The sequence below is a fragment of the Proteus sp. G2300 genome (assembly GCF_009915965.1).
Taxonomy (GTDB): Bacteria; Pseudomonadota; Gammaproteobacteria; order Enterobacterales; family Enterobacteriaceae; genus Proteus; species Proteus vulgaris.
In genome coordinates this window covers 298,235-324,226 of the sequence record NZ_JAABNK010000024.1, presented here as the reverse complement: position 1 = coordinate 324,226, position 25,992 = coordinate 298,235, and the positions used below count along the sequence as shown (strand labels likewise).

Here is a 25,992-nt window from a genome sequence, read left to right as displayed (position 1 = left end):
ATTGGAGTTTAGATCTTATCTGCGTGGTGGATCAACACAAATTTTTCCCATAATTCATCCTGAGATTCTGTATGAACAGGATCGATAATGATCGTGTTGGTAATTGGGCAAACCGATTGGCAAGTCGGTTTATCGTAATGTCCTACACATTCAGTGCAAAGATCAGGATTAATTTCATAAATATCATCCCCCATTGAAATCGCATCATTAGGACACTCGGGTTCACACATATCGCAGTTGATGCATTTCTTTGTAATTAGTAAAGCCATATCAGTCACTTAATATATAAATCATTAAATTTCAGTAACTTATATCTTGCACTTATATGTTACCATCTATCAGTTTTGTGTCGCTATATCCGATAAAGTCGTGTTTTATCATTCAAATAGGAATATTACCCCAATCTTTTTGCTTAATAGGCACTAAGTAAGGGAAGTAAGGTTACCATTTATAGGGAATTTCCTAAAGTGGCATCGCTCAAATGGTTTATTAGAATGTATAAATAAAATATTAAATATTTGCTAATGAAGAGAAATAAAAGCAAGTTGCACTAATAACGTTGCGTAATGTTTTTAATGTTGGATTTCCTGTTGGTGATCATGTTCGATAAAGCGTTTCTCAAGATACTCCTACTTTTTTGGCTATTTTTGCTATACCGCTCCGAGCTTCTACGACATGGCGTAAGCCATAAGAAAAGTTTCTTGCCCACTATCTTCATCAATATCAAGAAAGGCTTGGTGTAAAACGAATAACAAAAAATAGTATTTTTTGTGGTATCCCGCACACCTAACACTCTGTTATTGAGGTTAAATAATAAAATAAATAAGGGGTATACTATGCCAACACTATTCAATATGTGGACATTCGCACTTTTGTCCTTGGGGTTGGTGCTAACACCGGGCCCTAATATGATTTACCTGATATCACGCTCAATCTCTCAAGGGAAAAAAGCGGGATTTATTTCACTCATTGGTGTAGCTGTTGGCTATATTTTTTATATGTTATTAGCTACATTTGGTATTACCGCAATTTTTATGGCTGTGCCTTATGCTTATGATACCTTGAAAATTTGTGGTGCTATTTATCTGCTTTATATTGCTTGGCAGTCGATTAAACCCGGTGGTCGCTCTATCTTCCATCCTAAAAAATGTCTTTCAGGTAATACGACAACGCTTTTTGTAATGGGATTTGTCACTAATCTTCTCAATCCTAAAATTGCATTGATGTACCTTTCACTTCTACCTCAATTTATAACTATTGGGAATGGTAGCGTATTAAATCAGTCATTAGTCCTTGGTAGTATCCAAATTGTTATTAGTATTGCGGTGAATGGCTTGGTTGTTATTGCTGCGGGATCTATCGCTGGATTTTTTATACAAAGACCACGTTGGGCATTAATTCAACGTTGGTTTATGGCGACAATTTTAGGCGCTTTAGCGATTAAATTAGCAACCGAAGCCCGTATCAATTAAAGCTCTATCTTGTTATTTCTATCATAAACAATTCAAGGTAATCTCTTTAGTTATCAATAGAAAACAGGGTACAATATCCCGCTATATGATAATGAAGAGATATCCTTGTGAATAAAGTGAAAGATGATATTTATTGGATGTATAAAGCGATTGAGCAAGCGCATAAAGCACAAGAGATCGGTGAAATACCGGTGGGCGCTGTATTAGTCGTCGATAATAAAATCATTGCTAAGGGATGGAATCATTCAATTATCGATAACGATCCTACAGCACATGCAGAGATTATGGCATTACGCAAAGGGGGAAAGCATTTACAAAATTATCGTCTCCTCGATGCTACTCTCTATATTACTCTCGAGCCTTGTGTGATGTGTGCTGGAGCGATTGTACATAGTCGTGTAAAACGCGTGGTTTATGGTGCATCTGATCTAAAAACAGGTGCAGCGGGTTCATTTATTGATATTTTGCAACACCCTGGAATGAATCATAAAGTTGAGATAACGTCAGGTGTGTTAGGTGAAGAGTGTTCACAACTTTTAAGCCAATTTTTTAAGATGAGAAGGGCTGAAAAGAAACAACTTAAAAAGCAAAAAAATAGCCCTGTTTTAGTAAGTACAGAGCAAGCAACAAAGGAATAAATATCTGTTTACTGATAATTAAGAGTATAGGTTGCTTGAGCTTGGAAAGGGCCTGTTAGCAATGTTTGATTTTTCAGTGCAGAGGGTGATGCCTCAACATACGTCATAAAATTAAACTGAATACGTTTATTATTAAGAAGTCGAGTTGTGCTCGGCTTTTTTAATTGAATAACATTGCGTTGCACATCAGTAAATACAATCCCGATACTTTTAGGATCTTCAGATCCTGTACCAACAACAGCAAGATGATTAGGCATTGTAGGATGCTCTTTCCCATCAAGTGTAATTGTGACACTTTTATAAATATCTTGGCTGCAATTTTCTAAACTAATACTAAACGTAACGGGTTCACTTTTTTGAAAAGTATAGAGATCTTTTGCGGATATCTGTTTGAAATCGATCACCTTATTTTCATCACCGGCAACTATAGTACAACCATGTGCGACAACAACACCTTTAAACTCCATATCACCGCCAATAAGTTCTGTCGCTGCAAAAGCTGAAGATGAAAATAATAGCAAAAGTGAAATAGCGGATTTTTTAATTTTGTTATTCATTACATAAACTCTGCAACTAATGTAGCATGTGCTGAAAACTCACCTTCTGTAATTTTGCTCCCTGTTTTTGCGATGGGGGCGGCGGTGATTTCCCAGCTTCCTTTGAAGTTATTCAGTTTTCCCACAGAAAAATATTGATTAGGAGGCACAATTGCTCCTGATTTGTCTCTTAAAACAATACCTAGATTGGTTCGATCTACAGGTCCTGTTGTTCCAAGATAATTAGGATTAAAACTAGCGATACCTGAGCTTCCAGTTTGAATTTTAAACATAATTCGACTGTTAGGATTAGTAAAACTACCACCTTCACATTTTATTGGAATATTACGCGTAATTTTGTAGTTCTGGCCATTTAAGTAGTCAGAAGTATTACCAACATTGCCAAAATCAAAGGTAATTGGAGAGCCGTTATTAAATGTACATCTATCTTCAGTGGTTAATATGCCTGAACTAATGACTAATTTCGAAATAGGCTCAGGGCCATATTCTCGATATAAGCCATTACCTACACGAGCATACATTTGAGCTACGGCTTGCCCTGTTAATGAAATTCCATTAATAATCGGTTTTTTCAAGCGAAACACTAAGACACCGCTACTTCCTGACGACATGTTCGGTTTGGGGGATTCAGGAACACGGCAACCTTGTTGCCCATTTCGATTGTTGGGTTTTTCAATAAAAGGAACAGTAGGAAGCGAATCAGGCCCCCAAATAGAAAACTTGATTTGAACATCAACGTATTCATTAAGTTCATAGTAATTATTGCCTAAATAACGTAGATCAGAATTTGCCATATAATAGGTACGAGAATTGGGTACCAAGGGATCTTTTGGGCAATAAACAGTGGCCAAGTATCTATCAGGCAATGAAAAATTGACGGTGGCGGTTTCACCTGGTCGGTTATTAGGGAATGTTGCGTTATTTAACGCAACTCTAAAAACATTGGGGCCACCGACGGTACGAACTTCTCCATGAATATAAGCAGAAGCAATAATTGGAGTGCATAATATTGCGCCAGTAAAAAATAATTTTAGCGTATTGAAATAAAAATTTGCTGTTGTTGGATTCATTTTATTCCTACCGGCGTCAAGTTAATTAATATTTGGGTTGTTGTTCTTTCGGGGCTGCTTTACAGCTGTTTTGTTGGCAAACAAATTTTAATTCTGGATGCCCACCGTAATCATTTACATACATCATATAGAATTGATTGACGTTACTGGTTTTAACAGGAATTTCCAGTGACGATTTAGGCGCAATCATTAAACCAGGGAATGTAGTTAATTTATCACTATCTTCACCATTCAATTTATTCGAAAGACCAATAATCGTGATGTAGTAAGGTGTTGGATTTTCTGCAATAAATTTATTTTCTTGTTTTTTAAATATTAATTGATCTTGCCAAATCATACCGGGTTTTTCAGGAATAACAGCGGTAGGGCGATAGAATAATTTTATCCGTGACTGCATTGCCATTTGTAACACGTTTGCTTGCTTTGGTGCGGGTGGAATTTCACGGACATTTAAATAAAATAGAGACTCTCTATCTTGTGGTAAAAGTCCAATTTCTGCGGTTTTGGTTATTCTCACAACCCCTTTTTGGTCGCCATCAAGACGTTGTAAAGGGGGAAGGGCCACTAAAGGTGACGCAATTTTTTGGCCGTGTTCATTTTCAACCCATGATTGAGCTAAAAAAGGAATATCAGGACTCGTATTTTTTAAATTCACACTGGCTGAATTTTCATTACCAGTTAACACAATACGTGTTCTATCTAATGACACACCAGCTTGTGTTGTATTCACCATGCTAAATGCAAGTAATGAACCGCAAAAAAGTGTTTTGAGTGTGTTGAATGAGTTCATACATTTATCTCTAGTAATTCATTTTGTTCATTAAAATCCCTGACATAATAACAATTCACGTTTTAGTGGATCGTTAATTGCTGTCGGAATTGTAATTGTGCATTGGGTTTTCCCCGCCCAGACCACGTTTAATGATTCATTGAGGTGAACACCCGCGATATAGACTAGTCCTTCTTCCATCACCATTCCCATATTTTCACCATCTTTATTAGTGACTTCAGCACCAAAAGGAGGATGTTTTTGATCAGCGGTTTGCAAGATAGCCATTAGACGTTCACCTTGGCGAACAGGGAATGTATAGTAACCAATAGCACCTTCAGTTAACGTTGCTGAAGTGATGGCTTTACGTGTTTCAATATCTGAATCCATTTTATCAACATCAATACGCGCATCAACGTTGTTATAGCTGGTTAAGTCAGTAAGTACCCCAATACCAAATAGATTTGTTGTCGTACTTTGGTTATTAAACGGCACACCTGAAACGCCATCTGTATCAACCATCATTCGAGCTGTACTGGATGTCATGCTGCTACTATGTAATGCAGCGCCATGACGAGTAGCTGTAAATCCGCCTTTTACTGTTGCACCTACAGCAATATAATTATCTTGTTGATAGCTTGCATTGGCATTTATTTCTGCATATTGCGAGCGATGTTGGTAATAACCGTCTGTATTCGCTTTATTATCTGAACTTAAACCAGCACGGACACGCCACAAATTATTATAATTGCTATTGTCCGAATAAGAAGCCATTTGGTTTACTTTCCCATTACTGTCTTGCAGGCTATAACCTATATTTCGGCCACTGCCTAATGGGACTGAAATATTGAAAGAAATACTGTCATCAGTATTCCCTTTATGCTGAGTACGGAATGCAGAGAGGTTAGTATTAATCTGCTCCACACCCATTATCGAAAAATTACGACTTATTGTGGCACCATACTGCTCTTGTGTATTTCTATCCCAATAATTTTGATGACGATAAGAGAGATAAAGTGTGGTTGATTTTTCAATATCATCGGCCCAAAAGGTTTTGTTACCAGTGATGGTATACATTTCTTTTTCATAGCCATTGTTATTGATATCGTTATAACGTTCATCAATATATTGAGAAAAAGAGCGAAATGTTTTCTCTGAAAAACGGTAACCCGCAAAGGTAATAGTACTGTGATACTCATCAAAGGTTTTAGCATAGTTAAGTTTAAATGACATACCATTGATATTATCGTTATTATAGGTTTTGCTATAGGATTGAGTAATATCCCCAGAAAGAGTCCCTAAGCGTCCCATATCATGACCTAAACCCAATGACCATGCATTGTAATCTTTGGCTGTTAACAAAACACCACCATAAAGAGACCAGGTGTTATTCATTCCCCATGAAAAATCACCCTGATAGAAAACAGGGCCTTGCATTTTATGGTTATTAAGCGATGACTGACCGAATGATGTGTTATAACGCACGGAGCCAGGTCGTGTCATATAAGGTAGATTCGCAGTTTGTACTTGAAATTCGTTTATTTTGCCATTTTGCTCCTCAACTCTGACATCGAGTTGGCCTTGTACTGTATTTTGAAGATGTTTAATGGCAAAAGGGCCTGCAGGTACGGTTGTTTCATAAATTAAACGGCCATTTTGGGTTACCGTGACTTTAGCATTGGTATTTGCAATACCATGAATTTCTGGCGCATAACCTTGTAAAGAGGGGGGCAACATTCTTTCATCGCTTTGTATATTGGCACCAGTAAAACGGAAACTATCAAAGACTTGAGAGTTTAAATAAGTTTCACCAAGCGTTAATTTTGCTGCTTGGTTAGGAAGTGGTTTATAAGCGTAGATCTGATTCCAATCAAAACTATTGTTTGAGGCGTATTCAGATGAATAATTTCCTTGGTATTCAGCCCGTAAACGCCATTCACCAAGATTAATACCCGTTTGCCCATAACCTGTCAGTGAGTTGTTATTGTGACCTTTATTCGGACGAATTGATGTTCCTGTTAAGGTATAGTCAAGTAATAACCCTGATATGCCCGGATCCCATAATTCGGGTGGGGTCCAGTCGGCATCTTCGTATTTCATTAATGAACGAGGAATAACAATATCAAGAATACCGCCATCATTTTTGATGGTGATACCGGGGAGTTGATTAATATTGAAACAATTAGGTGAGATCTCTTCAATAAATTTTTGATTTTCTTCATTAATCGTTAATTTCTTTAGAAGAGATGGATCAATACAAGCAACAGAATAATTAGGCTTCACTTCAACGTAATTAATGTTTTGACGAGGAAAATCTCGTCCATTTATACGGATATCCAGGTAGTACATACCTGGAATAATATAATTAGAAGTGGCAAAGCGAGAAAGATCGACATTATCTCTATCTTCTGCATCTAGCATGTGAATATTAAATTCCACAGAATCATCTTGCTCAGCTTGAGCGAAAAACGCTAAGCACAATAGCAAAATGGCACAAATGTTTTTCCATTTTGTGCTGTGAAAATAAGAAATTAACATGAATAAACGCCTAGTTATTAATTAAATAGAAACTAATTAATTAAATAATGAATATTTATTTAATTAATTACTTTTTATTTTTATTTTTTATTAATTTGAAGTGTTTTATCAAATTTAACGCAGAGGAAATCCCCTGCGTTAATGCAGTAATTTATTATTTAATTAATTTAAATAAATAAAACGATTACTGATAATCAACTTGGAAGTTGATAACGGCTTGGAATTCACCTGGCGTTACAGTCGCGTCTGCTGATTCAGCTTGAACGTAAGCAACAAATGGAATTTTTGAAACACCATTAACTAATTGTACTGGTGTTGTTGCTGTATTCCATTTAACTGATTTGCTACCTGCATCCATTAAGCCGATACCTGCACCAGACGCGGAGCCAGAAACGAAAGATGCTAAGTCTTTGTTTGTGGCATTAACAACACTTGGTGTATAGCTAACCGTAGCTGTTTTTGCTACTGTAGTATCACAGTCTTGTAATTCGATATCTTTTTTAACGTTACCCGCTTTTTGCATATTTGCTAATGCAGATGTTGGGATTTCGCTGAAATCAACAATAACTGGACTTGAAGAAGCGGCTAATCCACAAGCTGAATTAACAATTTCACCTTTTAATTGAATTTCGCCTTTAGTTGCACCAATTTTTGGTGCAGGAGTTTCAGCAGTTGCAACAGAATTAATACCAAAGACTAAAGCAGCGGCTAAAGCAATTTTACTCAGTTTCATTATAGATAATCCCTTGAAGATCGTGCGTATTATTATTTATGAAAAAATAATATTAATGTCGGAATATAAAATTTGATTTGCATTATATTTCGAGTTGTTTCGAATAATGGCTGGTTTATATGATATCAACAAAGGCATTCTATTTGATATAACGTTTTGTTAGTTTGCTCAAATTTCAGATTTAATCTGGCCTATTCCACATTAATAGAGTTTTATATAGGTTTATTCTTTTTATTACTCACTTTACGGGTGAAAAATTTCATCAGGCAGATAAATTTAATAGACAATACAATTAACATTATTTTAACTTTATAAAAAGTAATGTTATTAACATTACTTTAAGAAAATTAATAAAATCAATTATAGAATATCATAATATATATAATTCAAAGGTTTATATGCTAATAATGTGGGTATTAGGTTAATTTTTATTACGAATAAAGTTTTTATAACAAGAATAATCATAAAACGAATAATAACTAATGAGATAATTCCTACGTATTTAAGTTAATTTTTTCTTATATTTTCCCTATTCTGATAATCAAAAAAAGACGTATTAGGCTATTTTAAATACATTTCACTCACATAATGAGTTTTTTTAACTAATAAGTGTTACATTTTTTAACACGGTTTTTTTCTAATTTTGGTTAAAAAAAGGTAAGAGAGAATGTAACAATTGCTAAGATTAAGAAAATATTAAGAGCATATTGGTGAGGGAAAACCATCATGGAATATTAGAAATTAAACGATAAAAATGTTAAGTCAGAGTAAGCCTCTATAAAAGAGGCTGAACAGTTGTGAGATGCGTCATTCTTTAAATTGAAGGGGTAATGACAAAGTGGTTATTGAGTTAATGTTAATGATGATTTCTCTTGTTCTGTATCTTCATTATTTTCTTTGTCTTTAGATAGAATTTTGTTTTTACTCTCTTTAGCTTGAAGGTAGCCTACAAGACTGAGTTGATATCGACGAATATTTTCAACATAGCGATAGGCTTCATGTCCTCTTGCGTAGCCATAGGGGAGGTCAACATAATATTTCTTTTGGCTCAGTAGCGGTAATCTTGATTTTACATCTAACCAACTGTCAGGATCTGCACCTTGTTGTTCAGTCAGTCTTCTGGCATCAAGCATATGACCAAAACCCATATTGTAGGCGGCTAATGCAAACCAAATTTTCTCATCTTCAGGAATAGAATCAGGTAAACGAGAAAGAAGATGTTTAAGATATTGAGCACCGCCACGAACACTTTCCTCGGGATCAAGCCTATCTGCGACGCCCATACTTGATGCAGTAGGACGTGTTAGCATCATGAGACCTCTAACACCAGTTGGTGATGTTGCATGAGGATCCCAATGCGATTCTTGCCATGCCATTGCTGCTAATAATCGCCAATCAAAGGTATCCGCGTATTTTTCAAAAAGAGGCTGATAGTTTGGTAAAATAGAATCAATTGCAGTAATAAAAGAGATAGTATCAAAGTAATCAAATGAACCAACATGACCAAAATACTTTTCTTCTAATCGTGCTAATACATCTTCTTGAGATAATTGATTGAAGTAATCTAGCATGGCTGCATATAAACTATTATCTTCGCTATCAGGTAAATACCATGTCAGAGGACGGCTTTCAGTCACTTCAAACCCTATAGCAACATTAGGATGAATACGTTGTTGTACTGCAACACTGATAGAGTCTGCTAAAACATAGGTTATCTTGCCTTCTGATAACTCTTCTAGTAACTGTGAGGTTGTTTGATTGTCTGATTCTTCCCATTCAAGCTCGGGGTATTGCGTTTCTTTTAGTGTACGCAATAAACTTGCATGAGCTGAACCTGCTGTGACAACAAGGCGCCCATCTAGTGCATCAAAGCTACGTGGTCTTAATGTCCCTTTACGGTAAATTAATTGTTGGGATACTGAAAAGTAAGCTGGCCCACTGCGTGTCGTCTCTAATCTTTCTTTGTTATAGAGTAATCCTGCTGCGATAAAGTCTGCTTTATTGTTCTCCAGATCATCAAACATTTGGTTGATATTTGTCCGCATATTAACGACAAGCTTCACGCCCAGGTAATCAGCAAAGCGTTTCACTAATTCATAATCGAAACCTACGGGGTCCTTTTTATCGTTCATCGTTATCAATGGTGAAGACATTGTACTAATTCTTAACTCACCACGAGATAAAATCTTATTTATCTGCGCTTTTTGCCTATCAGGCCATGAGATATTCAACGCAATAATTGCCGCTGAAAAGAGCGCTATGATAACGATAACGAAATAGTTTATCCTTATATTATTCAATAGGTTATTTCTCGTTAACGTTGTTTATTGTTGTGTGTAAAGTTCTTATCTTAACATGGATAAATTTCCAGTAATCGAGCATTTTGCTTAACATATTGGCAATACGCAACTTGATTACACCAATTAATCATTAAAACACACTAAGTTAAATGCCGTTATTTTGTTCACGCAAACGGTTTCGTCTGGGCGGTTATTCTATTATACTAGGTGCGTTTCCCCTGAATGATTGATCAGGCTAGCTGCTAAAAGAGAGAACTCAATACTATGGAAATCCTGCGTGGCTCCCCCGCTTTATCCGCGTTTCGTATTAATAAATTACTCACTCAATGTCAGGAAAATGACCTTCCTGTACAAGGTATATATGCGGAATTTGTTCATTTCGCAAAAGTGGAAGGGCAGTTATCTGAAGATGACCACATTAAATTAAGCCAATTACTGCATTATGGGCCTTCATTAACAGAGCATGAGCCTGTTGGGGAAATGCGAGTAGTGACACCTCGCCCAGGAACTATTTCACCTTGGTCTTCTAAAGCAACAGATATTGCACATAACTGCGGTTTAGCCAAGGTAGTCAGAATTGAACGTGGTATCGCTTATTTTATTGAATGCGGTACGATGACAGAGACTCAGTGGCAACAGTTTTATGGTTTGATTCATGACCGAATGATGGAAGCCATCTTCTTAAATTATCACGATGTGAATGCACTTTTTGCAGAGCAAACGCCAGCACCATTAAAAACGATAGATGTGCTTACTAAAGGCAAAGATGCATTAGTGAAAGCAAATATTGAAATGGGATTAGCACTGGCAGATGATGAAGTTGATTATTTAGTCGATGCTTTTAACCGTTTGCAACGTAATCCAACAGATGTTGAGCTTTACATGTTTGCACAAGCTAACTCTGAACACTGTCGCCACAAAATATTTAATGCAGATTGGATTATTGATGGTAAAGCTCAAGATAAATCATTATTTAAAATGATTAAAAATACGTTTGAGCAAACACCTGATTATGTCATGTCAGCTTATAAAGATAATGCAGCTGTGATGGAAGGCTCTGTGGCAGGGCGTTTTTATCCGGATATAGAAAAAGGGCATTATCACTATCATCAAGAGCCAGTACATATCTTGATGAAAGTGGAAACACATAACCACCCAACCGCAATATCACCATGGCCAGGTGCTGCAACAGGTTCTGGCGGTGAAATTCGAGATGAAGGTGCAACGGGGCGTGGCGCCAAACCTAAAGCGGGTTTAGTTGGATTTTCGGTTTCTAACTTACGTATTCCTGGGTTTGAACAACCTTGGGAAGAAGACTTTGGTAAACCAGAACGTATTGTTAATGCGCTAGATATTATGACTGAAGGACCATTAGGGGGAGCCGCATTTAATAATGAGTTTGGTCGCCCCGCCTTATTAGGTTATTTCAGAACCTATGAAGAGCAAGTCAATAGCCATAATGGTGTTGAAATTCGTGGTTATCATAAGCCAATTATGCTAGCTGGTGGTATTGGTAATATTCGTGAAGATCATGTTCAAAAAGGGGATATTACGGTTGGCGCTAAGTTGATCGTATTAGGTGGTCCGTCTATGAATATCGGTCTTGGTGGCGGTGCGGCTTCTTCTATGACTTCGGGGCAATCTGATGCGGATTTAGATTTTGCGTCTGTTCAACGTGACAATCCAGAAATGGAGCGACGTTGCCAAGAAGTTATCGATCGTTGTTGGCAGTTAGGTGACGATAACCCTATCTTATTTATTCATGATGTAGGGGCTGGTGGCCTTTCTAATGCAATGCCTGAGTTAGTGAATGATGGTGGTCGTGGTGGTCGTTTTGAACTACGTGACGTTCTAAATGATGAGCCGGGAATGAGCCCACTTGAAATCTGGTGCAATGAATCTCAAGAACGTTATGTGTTAGCGGTATCTCCAGAAAACATGCCTCTGTTTGATGCGTTATGCCAACGTGAAAGAGCACCTTATGCCGTAATTGGTGAAGCAACACAAGAGCGTGAATTAGTATTAAACGATACACACTTTGATAATAAACCTATTGATATGCCATTGGACATATTATTAGGTAAAGCACCTAAAATGTTACGTGATGTGAAATCGCAAAAAACAGAAGGTGAGTATCTAGATCGTAAAGATATTGATTTAAAAGATGCCGTTTATCGAGTGCTTCACTTACCCGTCGTTGCTGAAAAAACCTTCTTAATTACTATCGGTGATCGTTCTGTAACGGGTATGGTTGCTCGTGATCAAATGGTCGGTCCTTGGCAAATCCCTGTTGCCAACTGTGCTGTTACCACTGCAACATTAGATAGCTATTATGGCGAAGCAATGTCGATTGGTGAACGCGCGCCAATTGCACTATTAGATTTTGCCGCATCTGCACGTATGGCAGTTGGTGAAGCCTTAACGAATATGGCAGGCAGTGATGTACAATCACTCAATCGTATTAAACTTTCGGCTAACTGGATGTCAGCTGCAGGGCATCCCGGTGAAGATGCTGGTTTATATGATGCAGTGAAAGCTATTGGTGAGGAGTTGTGCCCAGAGTTAGGTATCACAATTCCTGTTGGTAAAGACTCTATGTCAATGAAAACACGTTGGCAGGATAAAGAGGGAAAAACCAAAGAAGTAACCTCTCCACTTTCTTTAGTCATTACGGCATTCTCTCGTGTTGAGGATGTGCGTAAAACGGTGACGCCTGAATTATCGACACAAGCTGGTAACCGTTTATACCTGATTGATCTGGGTAATGGCCATAACGCATTAGGTGCGACTGCCTTGGCGCAAGTTTATCGGCAATTAGGTCAAAAAGCGGCAGATCTTCGTGATGTTGAGCAACTAAAACAATTCTTTAATGTGATGCAACAATTGGTTAATGAAGGCAAATTGTTGGCTTATCATGATCGCTCTGATGGTGGTTTATTTGTCACGCTTGCAGAAATGGCGTTTGCAGGTCATTGTGGTTTAAACGTTGATATTAGTGCTTATGATGAAGATATCTTAGCGGGGCTCTTTAATGAAGAGCTAGGTGGCGTGATCCAAATTAGCGCTGAGTATCAAGAAGCAGTTGAAGCTTTATTTATGCAATACGGTTTAGCAGATTGTCTGCATTATTTAGGTCAAGCAACACAAGATGATGCCATTATTATCCAAAGCCGTGAAACAGAAGTTTACAATGAAAAACGCAGTACATTGCGTCTTTGGTGGGCAGAAACAACATGGCAAATGCAACGTTTACGCGATAATCCTGAGTGTGCTGATGAAGAACATCAGGCAAAACAGGATATCAATGATCCAGGGTTAAACGTACATTTAACTTTCGACCCAAGTGAAGACATTGCGGCTCCTTATATTGCAACAGGAAGTCGTCCTCGCATTGCAGTCTTAAGAGAGCAAGGTGTTAATTCTCATGTTGAAATGGCGGCTGCTTTTGATAGAGCTGGTTTTGATGCTATTGATGTTCATATGAGTGATCTACATTCGTCACGACGTTCATTAAGTGATTTTGATGTGCTGGTGGCGTGTGGTGGGTTCTCATACGGTGATGTATTAGGTGCGGGAGAAGGTTGGGCTAAATCTATTTTATTTAATTCTCGTTTACGTGATGAGTTTGCTCAATTCTTTGAACGCCAAGACACTTTATCGCTTGGTGTCTGTAATGGTTGTCAGATGATGTCAACGTTATCAGAGCTTATTCCAGGAGCTGATTTATGGCCTCGCTTTGTTCGCAATCGTTCAGAACGTTTTGAAGCCCGCTTTAGCTTGGTAAAAGTGACTGAAAGCCCATCATTACTGTTACAAGACATGGTGGGCTCACAAATGCCTATTGCTGTTTCTCATGGTGAAGGTTTTGCAGAGTTTCGTCATGCTGAACAATTAGCACAATTAGAGGCACAAAATTTAGTGGGATTACGTTTTGTTGATAATTATGGTCAGCCAACAGAACAATATCCATTAAACCCTAATGGTTCAGTAAAAGGGATCACTGCAGTCACCACAAGAGATGGACGCTCAACGATTATGATGCCTCACCCTGAGCGTGTATTTAGAACAGTCAGTAACTCTTGGCATCCTGATAATTGGGGTGAAGACAGTCCTTGGATGCGATTATTCCGCAATGCAAGGAAGCAGTTTGATTAATTAGCAGTAAATTTATCTTAGTAGTAAACACATAAAGCCTCTACGTTGTGAGAGGCTTTATTTTATTGATAATAAAGGTATTATTTTTTGTTGTGTAAAAATGACGACATTCTCTGTTTTGATTGTCTCTTTTTGGCGACACTTAACGTATTGAATTATAAATAATTATAAAATTTAAGGTAACTTTGTCTGGATATGGAGACAGCTTGGTTGTTTTATAACTAGATAAAAGAGAGATATAAATAAAATATAATAGGGGTGGTTTTATTTTTTATTATTTTTCAATTAGTTGTTAAAAATAATTAAATGTTGGCACGGCTTGTGCATTATATAAATCAGTTGCTCATTCAACTTTTTATGTCGGTCCACAATATGGGTGGGAACATACCACATAAGCCAGGAATGACGCCAGAGTAAGGTGCCTACCGTCCAACATCATGATACTCGTCTTCGGACCTTATCAAACATAGGGCGACACGTGGAGTGAGGCACCACCTTCATTCTCTTTTAGAGAAAAAAGAGATGAAATATTGACGAGCGGAATATCTCAGTAAGATATTCCGCTCTCCCACTTCTAGAGCCTGTCATATTTTCTCGCTTGTGTTTGTTATCCTTACCTGATTTTCTAATGTCGGACTTTTTTCTTGTTATCAAGTCATGTAGCATCGCATTACTCTAATAGGTGTTGAGATGATTTCATTGAAAAAGTGGCGTATTTTTCCTCGTTCTTTAAGACAGCTCGTAATCATGGCATTTTGGATGGTGCTATTACCTTTACTGGTACTTGCTTATCAAGCTTATCAAAGTCTCGATCAATTAAGTAATCAAGCTGCCATCACGAATAAAAATGCTTTGGCCGACACTGAACGCAGTGAAGTCATGCGAAATTTAGCTATTGAGATGGAAGGAAACTATCGTCGTTATTGTGTTTTACGAGATAAGACCGATGACGATATGTATCAACAACGTTATCAGCAATATACCAAACTTTTCTCAACATTAAAGCAAACCATTATTCCTCTTTCTGCATCTAAAGAAGCCGATGTGCTTAATACTTCGCTTGAAACGCTAAAGTCTATTCAATGTGAAAGTAGTGAGCCCACGAAAGAGATGCAACAAGCCCTAGAGCAGTTCTCTTATGCCAATAACCGTATTGTGGTACTAACAAAAGAGATTATTTTTAGCCGTGGCGAACAACTCCAGATGGCAATTGCCGAGAAAGGACGCTATTTCGGCTGGCAAAGTCTTATTGTGTTCGTTTTCAGTTTGATCCTCATCGCACTATTTACTCGAATGATTATCGGCCCCGTTAAAGGGATAGAGAAGATGATCAATCGATTGGGAGAAGGGAGAACGCTGAGTAATAATTTAGATGCTTTTCAAGGCCCTCGGGAACTTCGATCGTTAGCTCAACGTATTATTTGGTTAAGTGAACGATTAGCATGGCTTGAATCACAACGTCATGAGTTTTTACGTCATATTTCTCATGAGTTAAAAACACCGCTTGCGAGTATGCGAGAAGGTACAGAATTATTAGCTGATGAAGTTGCGGGGCCTTTAACGCTTGATCAAAAAGAAGTGGTTTCTATTCTTGATAATAGTAGTAAGCAGTTACAGTTACTGATTGAACAACTGCTTGATTATAATCGTAAACTTTCTGAGGTTCCTCAGCAAATTGAAGAAGTCGATTTAACTCATTTAGTGAATGATGTGGTATTAGCGCACAGCTTACCCGCTCGAGCAAAAGAGATCAAAACGATAATTTCACTTAACCTAACAAAATGTCGAGCAGAAGCGACATTATTATCACGAGTTATCGACAATCTCTACTCGAATGCGGTGCACTATGGTGCTGAATCAGGTAATATCTGGATCTCTAGTTATCAAGTTGAACAGAAGATAGTGATTGATATAGCCAATAAAGGAACGCCTATCCCTGAATCTGAACAAAAAATGATTTTTGAGCCCTTTTTTCAAGGTTCTTTACTGCGCAAAGGGGCTGTAAAAGGAAGTGGTTTAGGTTTAAGTATTGCTCATGACTGTATCAAAAGAATGGAAGGTGAATTAAGTGTCGTTCCTTCTGACTATGCCGATGTCTGTTTTCGTATTGAATTACCGCTACTTTCTGAGAATAAATAATGCAAATCAGGTCACAAATACAAGCATCTCCTCACCATGAGTATAAAAAAATAAATAAAAAGATGCTTGGTACTGAACCGTTATCTATGGCTCCTGCATCAACTAGAAAAATCGCATTAAATTGGAAACAATATGTCTTGTTTATTATGCTTCCACTGGTTCTTTCAGGATGTACGCCAAAGTCACTCACAGCATCGTTAGAACCTGAGCCTGAAGTGCCCGTCGTTAAACAACAAACGATTGATTACCGCTGGGCTGAATGTAAAACATTAAGCGCTTTTTATGATGAAGGCATTAATAATGCACTTTATTGGTTACGCACAATTGAATGTACAAATCGTCTTATGACTACAGAAGCACAGCGTCAAGCAAATAGTGTTGTGGTCACGGGATGGGATGATGCGTTTTATAAAAGTATTTTATTAGAACGTGCAGGTATGACGGTTGCTGATCGTCGAACACAACTCGTGTTACTAGAAAGCTATAAACTACAATTTCCAAGCTCTATGCGTGTTTTATTATCGACATGGATTGAAAATCAAACACTCATTCTCTCTTTAGCCGAAGAAAAGAATCGTTTTCGTCGTTTAACGACCGAAACAGATAATCGAATTGATGCTCTAAGAAAAGAGAATAATGCGTTAGAACATGAGCTAAATCTCACACTGAAAAAGCTTGAAAGCCTGACCCAAATCGAACGACAGTTATCGAATAGAAAGCAAAGTGGCTCTGTTGATTCGTTATCACAAAATGACGATTTAACGGAGAGTACATCTACTGAAATAGAAAAGCCTGCCGGTGAAAAGCCAGCTGAAAAACCCGTTTCGACGCAATCGATAACAGAGAAGCCAAAGGGTGAGGAAAAACAACCTTCTGCAACAGCGGTTAAACCAGAGCCTTCAAAACCAGAATCTACGAAACCCGAGGCGGTAAAACCAGAGCCAGTCAAAACTAACACTGACACACAAAGCTCAAAACCGACTGAAGCAGGATCTAAATAAGGAGAATGTGCATGGCTGGCCATAAATCAGCAAATCTTTTACTTGTCGATGACGATCCTGGGTTATTAAAGTTACTTGGTATGCGATTAACAAGTGAAGGTTTTCATATCTTCACCGCTGAAAGTGGGCAAGAAGCACTAAAACTTCTCTTAAAAGAAAAAATCGACCTTGTTATTAGCGATCTGCGCATGGATGAAATGGATGGTATGGCATTGTTTGCTGAAATCCAGCGTCAGCAACCAGGAATGCCAGTGATCATTCTGACTGCTCATGGCTCAATTCCTGATGCAGTCGCAGCAACACAACAAGGAGTATTTAGCTTTTTAACGAAACCCGTGGATCGTGACGCGCTTTACAAAGCGATTGATGAAGCGTTGGAATTAGTCACCACGGTTTCAGATGAAGAGTGGTCAAAAGATATCGTGACACGTAGCCCACAAATGCTACGTTTATTAGAGCAGGCAAAGTTAGTCGCACAATCTGATGTCAGTGTGCTTATTAACGGACAAAGTGGTACTGGTAAAGAAGTGCTTGCTCAAGCTATTCATCGTGCAAGCCCTAGAGCCAAAAAACCTTTTATTGCTATTAACTGTGGTGCCTTACCGGAGCAACTTCTAGAATCTGAACTATTTGGTCATGCTAAAGGTGCTTTTACAGGGGCTGTGAGTAGTCGTGAAGGTCTATTTCAAGCTGCTGAAGGCGGTACGCTGTTTTTAGATGAAATTGGCGATATGCCAATGGCGTTACAAGTTAAACTATTACGTGTTTTGCAAGAGCGAAAAGTTCGCCCATTAGGAAGCAACCGTGATATTGATATTGATGTCCGTATCCTTTCTGCTACACATCGCGATTTACCTAAAGCGATGGAGCGTAATGAATTTCGTGAAGATTTGTTCTATCGTTTAAATGTGGTGAATTTACGAATTCCAACATTAAGTGAGCGAGCTGAAGATATTCCGGTTCTTGCAAATCATCTATTACGTGAATCAGCTAAACGGCATAAGCCTTTTGTCCGAAGTTTTTCTACTGATGCTATGAAATGTTTAATGACAGCAAGTTGGCCCGGAAATGTGCGTCAATTAGTTAACGTGATTGAACAATGTGTTGCTTTAACGACGGCTCCAGTGATTAGTGAAGCTTTAGTGACACAAGCCTTGCAGGGAGAAAACACCGCGTTACCCACATTTGCTGAGGCAAGAGGGCATTTTGAAATGACTTATTTGAGAAAGTTACTGCAAATGACGAAAGGCAATGTGACTCAAGCAGCACGTATGGCTGGGCGCAATCGAACTGAGTTTTATAAATTGTTATCTCGTCATGAGTTAGATGCGAATGATTTCAAAGAATAATCTTTTCAGATAACGAATATATTTTTAAACTAGCTTTCCTTTAATGCGAAAGATAGCGGAGAGACTAATTTTTATGAGTCGTAAATTAAAACTCGCAATGGCTCAACTCAATTGGGTTGTTGGCGATATTGAAGGTAACTGTGAACGTATGTTATCTAGCGTTAAAGCGCAAGAAGATGCTGATTTGGTCATGTTTTCTGAGCTGGCTTTATGCGGTTACTCTCCTGAAGATCTGCTATTTCGCCCTGATTTTCAACAGCGTTGTGAAACACAACTTACACGTTTAGAACAAGCAAGTAAAAAAACAGCGATTGTTGTTGGACATCCTTGGTGGCAAAACGGCAAAATTTATAACGCACTTTCATTTTTCTATAAAGGTGAATTACAAGCGCGTTATTTCAAGCAGCAATTACCTAATTATGGTGTGTTTGATGAGAAGCGTTATTTTCAACAAGGAAATGAGCGTTGTGTGGTGCCGTTTAAAGGCTATCACTTAGGTTTGTTAATTTGTGAAGATATCTGGATCAATGAACCTATTGATGCATTAAAACAAGCAGGTGCTGATCTCGTTTTATCTATTAATGCTTCTCCTTATAATCGTGAAAAACCGCATGTCCGTACACAACTCATTAAAGAACATTGCCAAAGAACACACCTTCCAGTGATCTATCTTAACCAAATTGGTGGTCAGGATGAGTTGGTATTTGATGGTTGCTCAAAAGTATTTGATGAACGGGGTGCTATTACACATCGTTTAGCTGCATTTGATGAACAGACTGCTATTGTTGAATTCGACGAGTTAAACATTATTCCAATGGCAGATCCTGCTCCGGAACTTTCACCTTTAGCGCAGGTTTATCAAGCATTAGTGCTTGCAACGCGTGATTATGTCACTAAAAACGGTTTTAATGGAGCCATTTTAGGGTTATCTGGTGGGATTGATTCTGGCTTAACAGTTGCTATTGCTGTTGACGCATTAGGAAAAGAGTGTGTTCAAGCCGTCATGATGCCATTTCGTTATACTTCTGAAATGAGTATTCATGATGCCAAAGAACAAGCAGATTTATTAGGTGTTGAATTCGATACGGTATCTATTGAACCGATGTTTGATGCCTTTATGGCACAGCTGGCCCCCATGTTTAAAGATACTGTGGCTGATACCACTGAAGAAAACTTACAGGCTCGCTGTCGTGCCGTGATCTTGATGGCCATGTCGAATAAACGCCGTCGCTTAGTACTTACTACAAGTAATAAAAGTGAATCAGCAGTGGGGTACTCGACATTGTATGGTGATATGGCGGGAGGCTTCGATGTATTAAAAGATGTCCCTAAAACACTGGTTTTTGAACTTTCTAAATACCGTAATACACTTTCACCGGCTATTCCTCAGCGTGTGATTGAGAGACCCCCATCAGCCGAGCTAGCACCAGGGCAAACTGACCAAGATAATTTACCGCCTTATGACATTCTGGATGCTATTCTTGAAGGTTATGTTGAACAAGATAAATCTGTTTCTGATTTAGTTGCCGCTGGATTTGATGAAGTAACGGTCCGTAAAGTGATAAAGTTAGTCGATATTAATGAATACAAGCGACGTCAAGCCCCTGTAGGGCCTCGTATTACAAGTCGTAATTTTGGTAGAGATCGCAGATACCCAATAACAAGCGGTTTTGGTCGCCACAACTGGTAATAGCAGGATAATACGATGAAAAAAATTGAAGCGATAATTAAGCCGTTTAAGTTAGATGATGTAAGAGAAGCGCTTGGTGAAGTGGGTATCACGGGAATGACTGTCACTGAAGTGAAAGGTTTTGGTCGTCAAAAAGGACATACTGAACTTTACCGCGGTGCTGAATACATGGTCGATTTTTTACCTAAAGTGAAAATTGAAATCGTTGTTGCTGATGAAATTGTTGAAACTTGTGTTGATACAATTATGGCAACAGCACAGACAGGTAAAATAGGGGATGGTAAGATTTTTGTTTTTGATGTGAATCGTGTTATTCGTATTCGTACTGGCGAGCAAGACGAAGAAGCTATTTAGTTATCAAATAGTGTAATCGAGCTACTTGTGTTATTTATTTTATAAAAAAAGCCGGATGTTTTTTTAATCAAAACATCCGGCTTTTTCTTTTCTTTGTACATAATTAATTTTTTTATGTTTTGCCCATAGTGCTATTTCTGCTTTGTATAAGTCTATTGATGATAACGAACAATTTATTTTACTATTTTTGATAAATTTTAAGGCACAAAATGTTATTCAATAACTTTTAAGTAAAGCTATTATCATCGACATTAAAAAATCATTAAGGTGTGGGCAACATAATGTTTAATTATTTATTAAAGCGTCTTGCTTTATTTTTATGCGCAGCAGGGCTACTTGCGATCACGACAGGATTTATTTTTATTGATATTTTGGTGCTGAATAATGGGATATCAGAAACGTCAGTAACTGAATTAGGCCAAGAAATTATTGTCGCAATGATTAGCTTATTCTTTTTTATTAAAGCTTGTAAAAATAGTGAACAGCGAGGTGCATTTACTCTTATTATGGGCTTCTTCTTATGCATCCTAATACGTGAGTTAGATGGTGTATTTGATCAAATCGCACATGGTTCTTGGGTTTGGTTTGCATTAACTGTGGCATTTGTCTGTATTGCAATTGCAATTAGAGAAGGTCAAAAAACCTTAAACGGGTTAATTCACTTTATTACTCATCCTAGCCATGGAATGTTAGTTTCTGGTTTATTATGTATTTTGCTATTTTCTCGTCTCTTTGGCATGGGAATATTATGGCACAAATTATTAGGTGAAGATTATAACCGTACCGTGAAAAATATGGTGGAAGAGGGCTGTGAATTATTTGGTTATACGCTCTGTTTAATAAGTGTTATTTGGTATGGATTTTCTGCGAAAAAACATGTCGCTCCCGTGACTATTGAAAATAAATATAGATCATAAAAACAGCATGATATAAATAACAAAAGCGCTGATAAATATAACACTACCAGCGCTTTTATTTATTCTATTTTAAAGTTTAGTATTAATTAATGGTTTGATTATTTTTTGACTATAAATTTTGCATAATAACAGCATGAGGACCAAAACATTCATAATGAAGTTTTTCACGATTAATACCTAATTCAATAAGTTGTTTTGCAACAGACTGCATAAAAGGTAATGGTCCACAAAAATAGAAATGCATATCCGGAATGCTTATCCAATCTTCAACCTGTTTTAATGTCATTAGGCCTTCAAATTGATATTCTTTATTTTGGAGATCTTCAGGTCGTGGGGTGCGATACCAAACCGCTTGCTGATAATGTGGAAGTTGACTGCCGACTCGATGAACTTCATCTTTAAAGGCATGAACACCACCGTGTTCAGCTGCATGTAACCAATTGACATTGGCTTGATGGGCAGAAAGTGTGTGTAGCATTGATAACATAGGTGTTAAACCCACACCCGCTGAAATTAAGGTGACTGGAGTTGTTGGCGATACCTCTAAATAAAAATCGCCCCCTGGTGCGGCGACTTGTAAAATATCCCCTTCTTGAACATAGTCATGAAGAAAATTCGATAAAATACCTTTCTCTTCGCGTTTTACTGCGATGCGGTATGTTTTATTATTTGAAGATTGAGTTAATGAATATTGACGTATTTCTTGATTTTCAAGACGCTCATCACGGATATAAATGCTTAAATACTGCCCTGCTTGATAAGGCGTAATATCAAGGCCGTCTTCAGGTGCTAATTCAAAGCTAGTAATGACATCACTCTGTTTTACTTTATGTATGACTTTAAAGGCTCGCAACCCCCTCCAACCACCGCTTGTTTGTTCTTTTTGTTGATAAATTTGTTCTTCGCGATTGATAAAGACATCAGCTAATACTTGATAAGCGGCTCCCCAAGCGTCTAACACTTCTTGCCCAGGGCTAAACATTTCATCAATAGTGGCTAATAAATTTTCACCTACGATGGGATAGTGCTCAGGAAGAATATTTAAACTGACGTGTTTTTGTGCGATTTTTTCAACGGCGGGTAAAATGGCAGGTAAATTTTCAATATTTGTTGCATAAGCACATATCGCATTAAATAAGGCTTCACGTTGAGCACCACTATTTTGATGGCTCATGGTGAAGATATCTTTTAATTCAGGATGACGAGAGAACATTCGATCATAAAAATGTGCGGTTAATGCTGGGCCTGTTTTAGCTATAAGAGGAATAGTTGATTTAATTGTCGCGATAGTTTGTGCATCTAACATAATTGCTCCTGAAAAATTTTCAGTTTATTGTGAATTTTTATAAATTGTATTTTATATGCAACTTATCTCTTTTTGATTATTTTGTAAATCCCTGATTTTATTTTTTAACAAAAAATCTCAATTCTTAGCGAATGATGCGGGGTGTTTGCAAAATAAGGCGAGATGTGCCTCAAAAAGGGAAATAAGCACAGGATAAAATGAGGTTGTTAAAAAGTAATAAGATGCTGTTATAATTGAATGGCAAACGATTGCGTATTTTTTCATTAGGGGCTATCTCAATGAAGAAAAAGAGTTTACACTGTATGCCATTCTTTCTCCCGTATGGGAGTTTGTCTTTAGTGAAGTTAGCTGAGTCAGGAGATCTGAATGTTAAAACGTGAAATGAATATTGCTGATTACGATCCAGAATTATGGAATGCAATGGAAGGTGAAGTGACTCGTCAAGAAGAGCACATCGAACTTATTGCTTCTGAAAACTATACTAGTCCTCGTGTTATGCAGGCGCAGGGATCTCAGCTGACAAATAAATATGCTGAAGGCTATCCGGGTAAACGTTACTACGGTGGTTGTGAGTATGTGGATGTTGTAGAGCAACTGGCAATCGATCGTGCAAAAGCATTATTTGGTGCTGACTATGCTAACGTACAACCTCACTCCGGTTCACAAGCGAATGCGGCTGTTTACATGGCATTGTTAAAACCGGGTGATACTGTATTAGGTATGAATTTAGCACAAGGCGGTCACTTAACTCATGGTTCACCAGTTAACTTCTCTGGTAAACTATATAACATCGTACCTTATGGTATTGATGAATCAGGTAAAATTGATTACGACGATATCGCGGTCCAAGCTAAAAAACATCAACCAAAAATGATCATTGGTGGATTCTCTGCTTATTCTGGTTTGGTTGATTGGGCTAAGATGCGTGAAATCGCAGATAGCATTGGTGCTTATCTGTTTGTTGATATGGCACACGTTGCGGGTATGATTGCTGCGGGTGTTTATCCTAACCCAGTTCCTCATGCTCACGTTGTTACTACAACAACGCATAAAACATTAGCTGGACCACGTGGTGGTCTGATCCTTGCTAAAGGTGGCGATGAAGAGTTCTATAAAAAACTGAACTCAGCGGTGTTCCCAGGCTCTCAAGGCGGGCCTTTAATGCACGTTATTGCAGGTAAAGCGGTTGCATTAAAAGAAGCGATGGAACCAGAATTTAAAGTTTATCAGCAACAAGTTGCTAAAAACGCGAAAGCAATGGTAGACGTTTTCTTAGAACGCGGTTATAAAGTAGTGTCTGGCGGAACTGAAAACCACCTATTTTTATTAGACTTAGTCGATAAAGATATTACAGGTAAAGATGCAGATGCGGCGCTCGGTCGTGCAAACATCACTGTTAACAAAAACAGTGTACCCAATGATCCACGTAGCCCATTTGTGACTTCAGGTGTTCGTATCGGTTCTCCAGCAATTACACGTCGTGGTTTTAAAGAAGCGGAAGCTCGTGAATTAGCCGGTTGGATGTGTGATGTCCTTGATAATATCAATGATGAAGCGAACATTGAGAAAGTGAAACAAAAAGTCTTGGATATCTGCGCTAAATTTCCAGTTTACGCATAAGTTTGTAACGATATAATAAAACCCGTTGTACAAGCCCGCTTCGAGAACTTGTTCTTGGCGGGTTTTTTTGCATCTTAAAAATGGGGGATTGGATGGTTATTCCATCAACATTGTGGCTTGCCTTAGATTATTTTACGTATTTCTTCTCATACGGTATCTTTTTACCATTTTGGTCAATATGGTTAAAAGGAGAAGGTGTCGATCCTGCAATGATAGGTCTGTTATTAGGTGTAGGTTTAACTGCACGTTTTGTCGGTAGCCTAATTTTAACGCCCGCGGTAAAAGATCCATCAAAACTTATCACCGCATTACGATTATTCGCCTTCCTCTCATTACTCTTTACTGTTGCATTTATGATGGGCAACCATTGGGCATGGTTATTCTTTGTGATGACTGGGTTTAACGTATTCTTTTCACCTATGGTGCCTTTAGGAGACTCTCTGGCTGGTACTTGGCAAAAACAATTCCCCTTTGATTATGGAAAAATCCGCGTTTGGGGCTCAATTGCTTTTATTATTAGCTCATCATTGTTGGGGATCTTAATTGACGCTTTTGGGCATCCCATCATTCTTTATGGATTGATTGCTAGTACCCTTGCATTATTTCTTACATCGATGCTTCGCCCTAAAGTCATGCCTCAAGGTAAGGTGAAAAAAGCAAAACACAGTAATGTGTCTTTTATGAAACTCATTTCTGATGGGCCTGTTTGGCGCTTTTTGTTATGTGTTTCTCTACTGCAAGGGGCGCATGCCGCCTATTATGGCTTTAGCGCGCTTTATTGGGAAAAGGCAGGGTACGACACTGCAACAATTGGTTATCTTTGGTCATTAGGTGTGGTATCTGAAGTTATCGTTTTTATGCTCAGTCACCGTTTATTCCGCCGGTGGAGTGCAAGGGATTTACTGCTACTTTCTGCTTTTGCAGGGCTTTTACGTTGGGGATTAATGGGAAGTTTTACCGCATTACCCGCACTTATTGTCGTTCAAATCTTACATAGTGGTACGTTTACAGTATGCCATTTAGCTGCAATGCGTTTTATTAGCGCCCGCCAAGAACACGAAATTATTCGTCTGCAAGCTGTATATTCCGCTTTAGCAATGGGCGGCAGTATTGCCATTATGACGATTATATCGGGTTGGCTATATGAAAAACTCCCAAATCAAGAATCATTAATTTTCTGGTTAATGGCAGCTCTAACGATCCCTGCGATGTTGATCAGACCCAAAGTACAGCCTCAAAATACCTAATTCCTCTATTATTCGAACTCATGTGGTTATTAGGCAAATACTAGAGGTTGTGATAATCCGAAAAGTTTTTCTATTTATTGATAAGCAAGAAATGACATCACCATTATTGGACAAAATAGCACTAGACATCAGCAGAT

The 25,992-nt window shown here is 38.1% G+C and carries 19 protein-coding genes and 1 pseudogene; 11 read left to right on the top strand and 9 right to left on the bottom strand.

Annotated features, from left to right (window positions below; all coding sequences use genetic code 11):
* Positions 1-8 precede the first annotated feature (8 nt).
* Both GWI97_RS15935 and GWI97_RS15930 read right to left on the bottom strand, forming a co-directional pair.
* On the bottom strand, positions 9-269 hold the full coding sequence (locus tag GWI97_RS15935; protein WP_036935345.1) for a YfhL family 4Fe-4S dicluster ferredoxin: 261 nt from the start codon (positions 267-269) through the stop codon (positions 9-11).
* 241 nt (positions 270-510) lie between these two features.
* Positions 511-755: pseudogene (locus tag GWI97_RS15930) on the bottom strand (helix-turn-helix domain-containing transcriptional regulator).
* Positions 756-836: 81 nt separating this feature from the next.
* On the opposite strand from GWI97_RS15930, the gene GWI97_RS15925 reads away from it, so the two are divergent.
* Positions 837-1,472, top strand: a complete 636-nt coding sequence (locus GWI97_RS15925) for a LysE family translocator (protein ID WP_036935348.1) — start codon at positions 837-839, stop codon at positions 1,470-1,472.
* A gap of 107 nt (positions 1,473-1,579) precedes the next feature.
* Entirely contained in the window at positions 1,580-2,110 is a 531-nt protein-coding gene (tadA, locus tag GWI97_RS15920; protein WP_036935351.1) for a tRNA adenosine(34) deaminase TadA, read from the top strand.
* 8 nt (positions 2,111-2,118) lie between these two features.
* Here tadA and GWI97_RS15915 read toward each other — a convergent pair whose 3' ends face one another.
* From GWI97_RS15915 to mltF, 6 genes are all read right to left on the bottom strand, one after another.
* Positions 2,119-2,667 carry a fimbrial protein gene (locus GWI97_RS15915; RefSeq protein WP_036935354.1) on the bottom strand — a complete coding sequence of 183 codons (549 nt, stop codon included), beginning with the start codon at positions 2,665-2,667 and terminating at the stop codon, positions 2,119-2,121.
* A complete protein-coding gene (locus GWI97_RS15910; RefSeq protein WP_087803274.1) occupies positions 2,667-3,737 on the bottom strand; it encodes a fimbrial protein in 1,071 nt (356 codons plus the stop codon). The genes GWI97_RS15915 and GWI97_RS15910 overlap by 1 nt, the downstream gene beginning before the upstream one ends.
* A 25-nt stretch (positions 3,738-3,762) precedes the next feature.
* Positions 3,763-4,527, bottom strand: coding sequence for a fimbrial biogenesis chaperone (locus tag GWI97_RS15905; RefSeq protein WP_036935358.1), 765 nt, complete (start codon positions 4,525-4,527; stop codon positions 3,763-3,765).
* 30 nt (positions 4,528-4,557) lie between these two features.
* On the bottom strand, positions 4,558-7,044 hold the full coding sequence (locus tag GWI97_RS15900; protein ID WP_036935360.1) for a fimbria/pilus outer membrane usher protein: 2,487 nt from the start codon (positions 7,042-7,044) through the stop codon (positions 4,558-4,560).
* 184 nt (positions 7,045-7,228) lie between these two features.
* The gene (locus GWI97_RS15895) at positions 7,229-7,777 is read right to left on the bottom strand and encodes a fimbrial protein (protein WP_006533475.1); all 549 of its coding nucleotides are present in this window, start codon (positions 7,775-7,777) and stop codon (positions 7,229-7,231) included.
* Positions 7,778-8,619: 842 nt separating this feature from the next.
* On the bottom strand, positions 8,620-10,077 hold the full coding sequence (gene mltF, locus GWI97_RS15890; protein ID WP_036935364.1) for a membrane-bound lytic murein transglycosylase MltF: 1,458 nt from the start codon (positions 10,075-10,077) through the stop codon (positions 8,620-8,622).
* A 264-nt stretch (positions 10,078-10,341) separates the two neighbouring features.
* Between mltF and purL the strand changes: the two genes are divergently transcribed.
* The 7 genes from purL (at position 10,342) to GWI97_RS15855 (ending at position 21,682) form a co-directional block, all read left to right on the top strand.
* Positions 10,342-14,232, top strand: a complete 3,891-nt coding sequence (purL, locus tag GWI97_RS15885) for a phosphoribosylformylglycinamidine synthase (protein WP_036935366.1) — start codon at positions 10,342-10,344, stop codon at positions 14,230-14,232.
* Positions 14,233-14,922: 690 nt separating this feature from the next.
* On the top strand, positions 14,923-16,371 hold the full coding sequence (locus tag GWI97_RS15880; protein ID WP_036935367.1) for a sensor histidine kinase: 1,449 nt from the start codon (positions 14,923-14,925) through the stop codon (positions 16,369-16,371).
* Entirely contained in the window at positions 16,371-17,372 is a 1,002-nt protein-coding gene (qseG, locus tag GWI97_RS15875; protein ID WP_036935369.1) for a two-component system QseEF-associated lipoprotein QseG, read from the top strand. Before GWI97_RS15880 ends, qseG begins: the two co-directional genes overlap by 1 nt.
* Positions 17,373-17,383: 11 nt before the next feature.
* Positions 17,384-18,721, top strand: a complete 1,338-nt coding sequence (glrR, locus tag GWI97_RS15870) for a two-component system response regulator GlrR (protein WP_087803278.1) — start codon at positions 17,384-17,386, stop codon at positions 18,719-18,721.
* 73 nt (positions 18,722-18,794) lie between these two features.
* Complete coding sequence (locus GWI97_RS15865; RefSeq protein ID WP_036935372.1) at positions 18,795-20,411, top strand: NAD+ synthase; 1,617 nt, start codon at positions 18,795-18,797, stop codon at positions 20,409-20,411.
* A gap of 15 nt (positions 20,412-20,426) precedes the next feature.
* Positions 20,427-20,765 carry a nitrogen regulatory protein P-II gene (gene glnB, locus GWI97_RS15860; protein WP_036935374.1) on the top strand — a complete coding sequence of 113 codons (339 nt, stop codon included), beginning with the start codon at positions 20,427-20,429 and terminating at the stop codon, positions 20,763-20,765.
* 269 nt (positions 20,766-21,034) lie between these two features.
* Entirely contained in the window at positions 21,035-21,682 is a 648-nt protein-coding gene (locus tag GWI97_RS15855) for a hypothetical protein (RefSeq protein ID WP_036935377.1), read from the top strand.
* 109 nt (positions 21,683-21,791) lie between these two features.
* On the opposite strand, the gene hmpA is transcribed toward GWI97_RS15855, so the two are convergent.
* Positions 21,792-22,988, bottom strand: coding sequence for an NO-inducible flavohemoprotein (hmpA, locus tag GWI97_RS15850; protein WP_087803280.1), 1,197 nt, complete (start codon positions 22,986-22,988; stop codon positions 21,792-21,794).
* A gap of 366 nt (positions 22,989-23,354) precedes the next feature.
* Here hmpA and glyA point away from each other — a divergent pair, with 366 nt between their 5' ends.
* Together glyA and GWI97_RS15840 are read left to right on the top strand one after the other, a co-directional pair.
* Complete coding sequence (gene glyA / locus GWI97_RS15845; RefSeq protein ID WP_036935382.1) at positions 23,355-24,608, top strand: serine hydroxymethyltransferase; 1,254 nt, start codon at positions 23,355-23,357, stop codon at positions 24,606-24,608.
* A gap of 92 nt (positions 24,609-24,700) precedes the next feature.
* On the top strand, positions 24,701-25,855 hold the full coding sequence (locus tag GWI97_RS15840) for a 3-phenylpropionate MFS transporter (RefSeq protein WP_036935384.1): 1,155 nt from the start codon (positions 24,701-24,703) through the stop codon (positions 25,853-25,855).
* Positions 25,856-25,992: the final 137 nt, after the last annotated feature.

What these genes read in the sequence shown, in the direction of transcription:
- qseG (WP_036935369.1), top strand. Translation starts at nt 16,371, where the DNA reads ATGCAAATCAGGTCACAAATACAAGCATCTCCTCACCATGAGTATAAA.
- glrR (WP_087803278.1), top strand. Translation starts at nt 17,384, where the DNA reads ATGGCTGGCCATAAATCAGCAAATCTTTTACTTGTCGATGACGATCCT.
- GWI97_RS15905 (WP_036935358.1), bottom strand. Translation starts at nt 4,527, where the DNA reads ATGAACTCATTCAACACACTCAAAACACTTTTTTGCGGTTCATTACTT.
- GWI97_RS15865 (WP_036935372.1), top strand. Translation starts at nt 18,795, where the DNA reads ATGAGTCGTAAATTAAAACTCGCAATGGCTCAACTCAATTGGGTTGTT.
- GWI97_RS15895 (WP_006533475.1), bottom strand. Translation starts at nt 7,777, where the DNA reads ATGAAACTGAGTAAAATTGCTTTAGCCGCTGCTTTAGTCTTTGGTATT.
- GWI97_RS15910 (WP_087803274.1), bottom strand. Translation starts at nt 3,737, where the DNA reads ATGAATCCAACAACAGCAAATTTTTATTTCAATACGCTAAAATTATTT.
- purL (WP_036935366.1), top strand. Translation starts at nt 10,342, where the DNA reads ATGGAAATCCTGCGTGGCTCCCCCGCTTTATCCGCGTTTCGTATTAAT.
- glnB (WP_036935374.1), top strand. Translation starts at nt 20,427, where the DNA reads ATGAAAAAAATTGAAGCGATAATTAAGCCGTTTAAGTTAGATGATGTA.
- GWI97_RS15840 (WP_036935384.1), top strand. Translation starts at nt 24,701, where the DNA reads ATGGTTATTCCATCAACATTGTGGCTTGCCTTAGATTATTTTACGTAT.
- GWI97_RS15880 (WP_036935367.1), top strand. Translation starts at nt 14,923, where the DNA reads ATGATTTCATTGAAAAAGTGGCGTATTTTTCCTCGTTCTTTAAGACAG.
- glyA (WP_036935382.1), top strand. Translation starts at nt 23,355, where the DNA reads ATGTTAAAACGTGAAATGAATATTGCTGATTACGATCCAGAATTATGG.
- hmpA (WP_087803280.1), bottom strand. Translation starts at nt 22,988, where the DNA reads ATGTTAGATGCACAAACTATCGCGACAATTAAATCAACTATTCCTCTT.
- GWI97_RS15915 (WP_036935354.1), bottom strand. Translation starts at nt 2,667, where the DNA reads ATGAATAACAAAATTAAAAAATCCGCTATTTCACTTTTGCTATTATTT.
- GWI97_RS15935 (WP_036935345.1), bottom strand. Translation starts at nt 269, where the DNA reads ATGGCTTTACTAATTACAAAGAAATGCATCAACTGCGATATGTGTGAA.
- GWI97_RS15925 (WP_036935348.1), top strand. Translation starts at nt 837, where the DNA reads ATGCCAACACTATTCAATATGTGGACATTCGCACTTTTGTCCTTGGGG.
- GWI97_RS15900 (WP_036935360.1), bottom strand. Translation starts at nt 7,044, where the DNA reads ATGTTAATTTCTTATTTTCACAGCACAAAATGGAAAAACATTTGTGCC.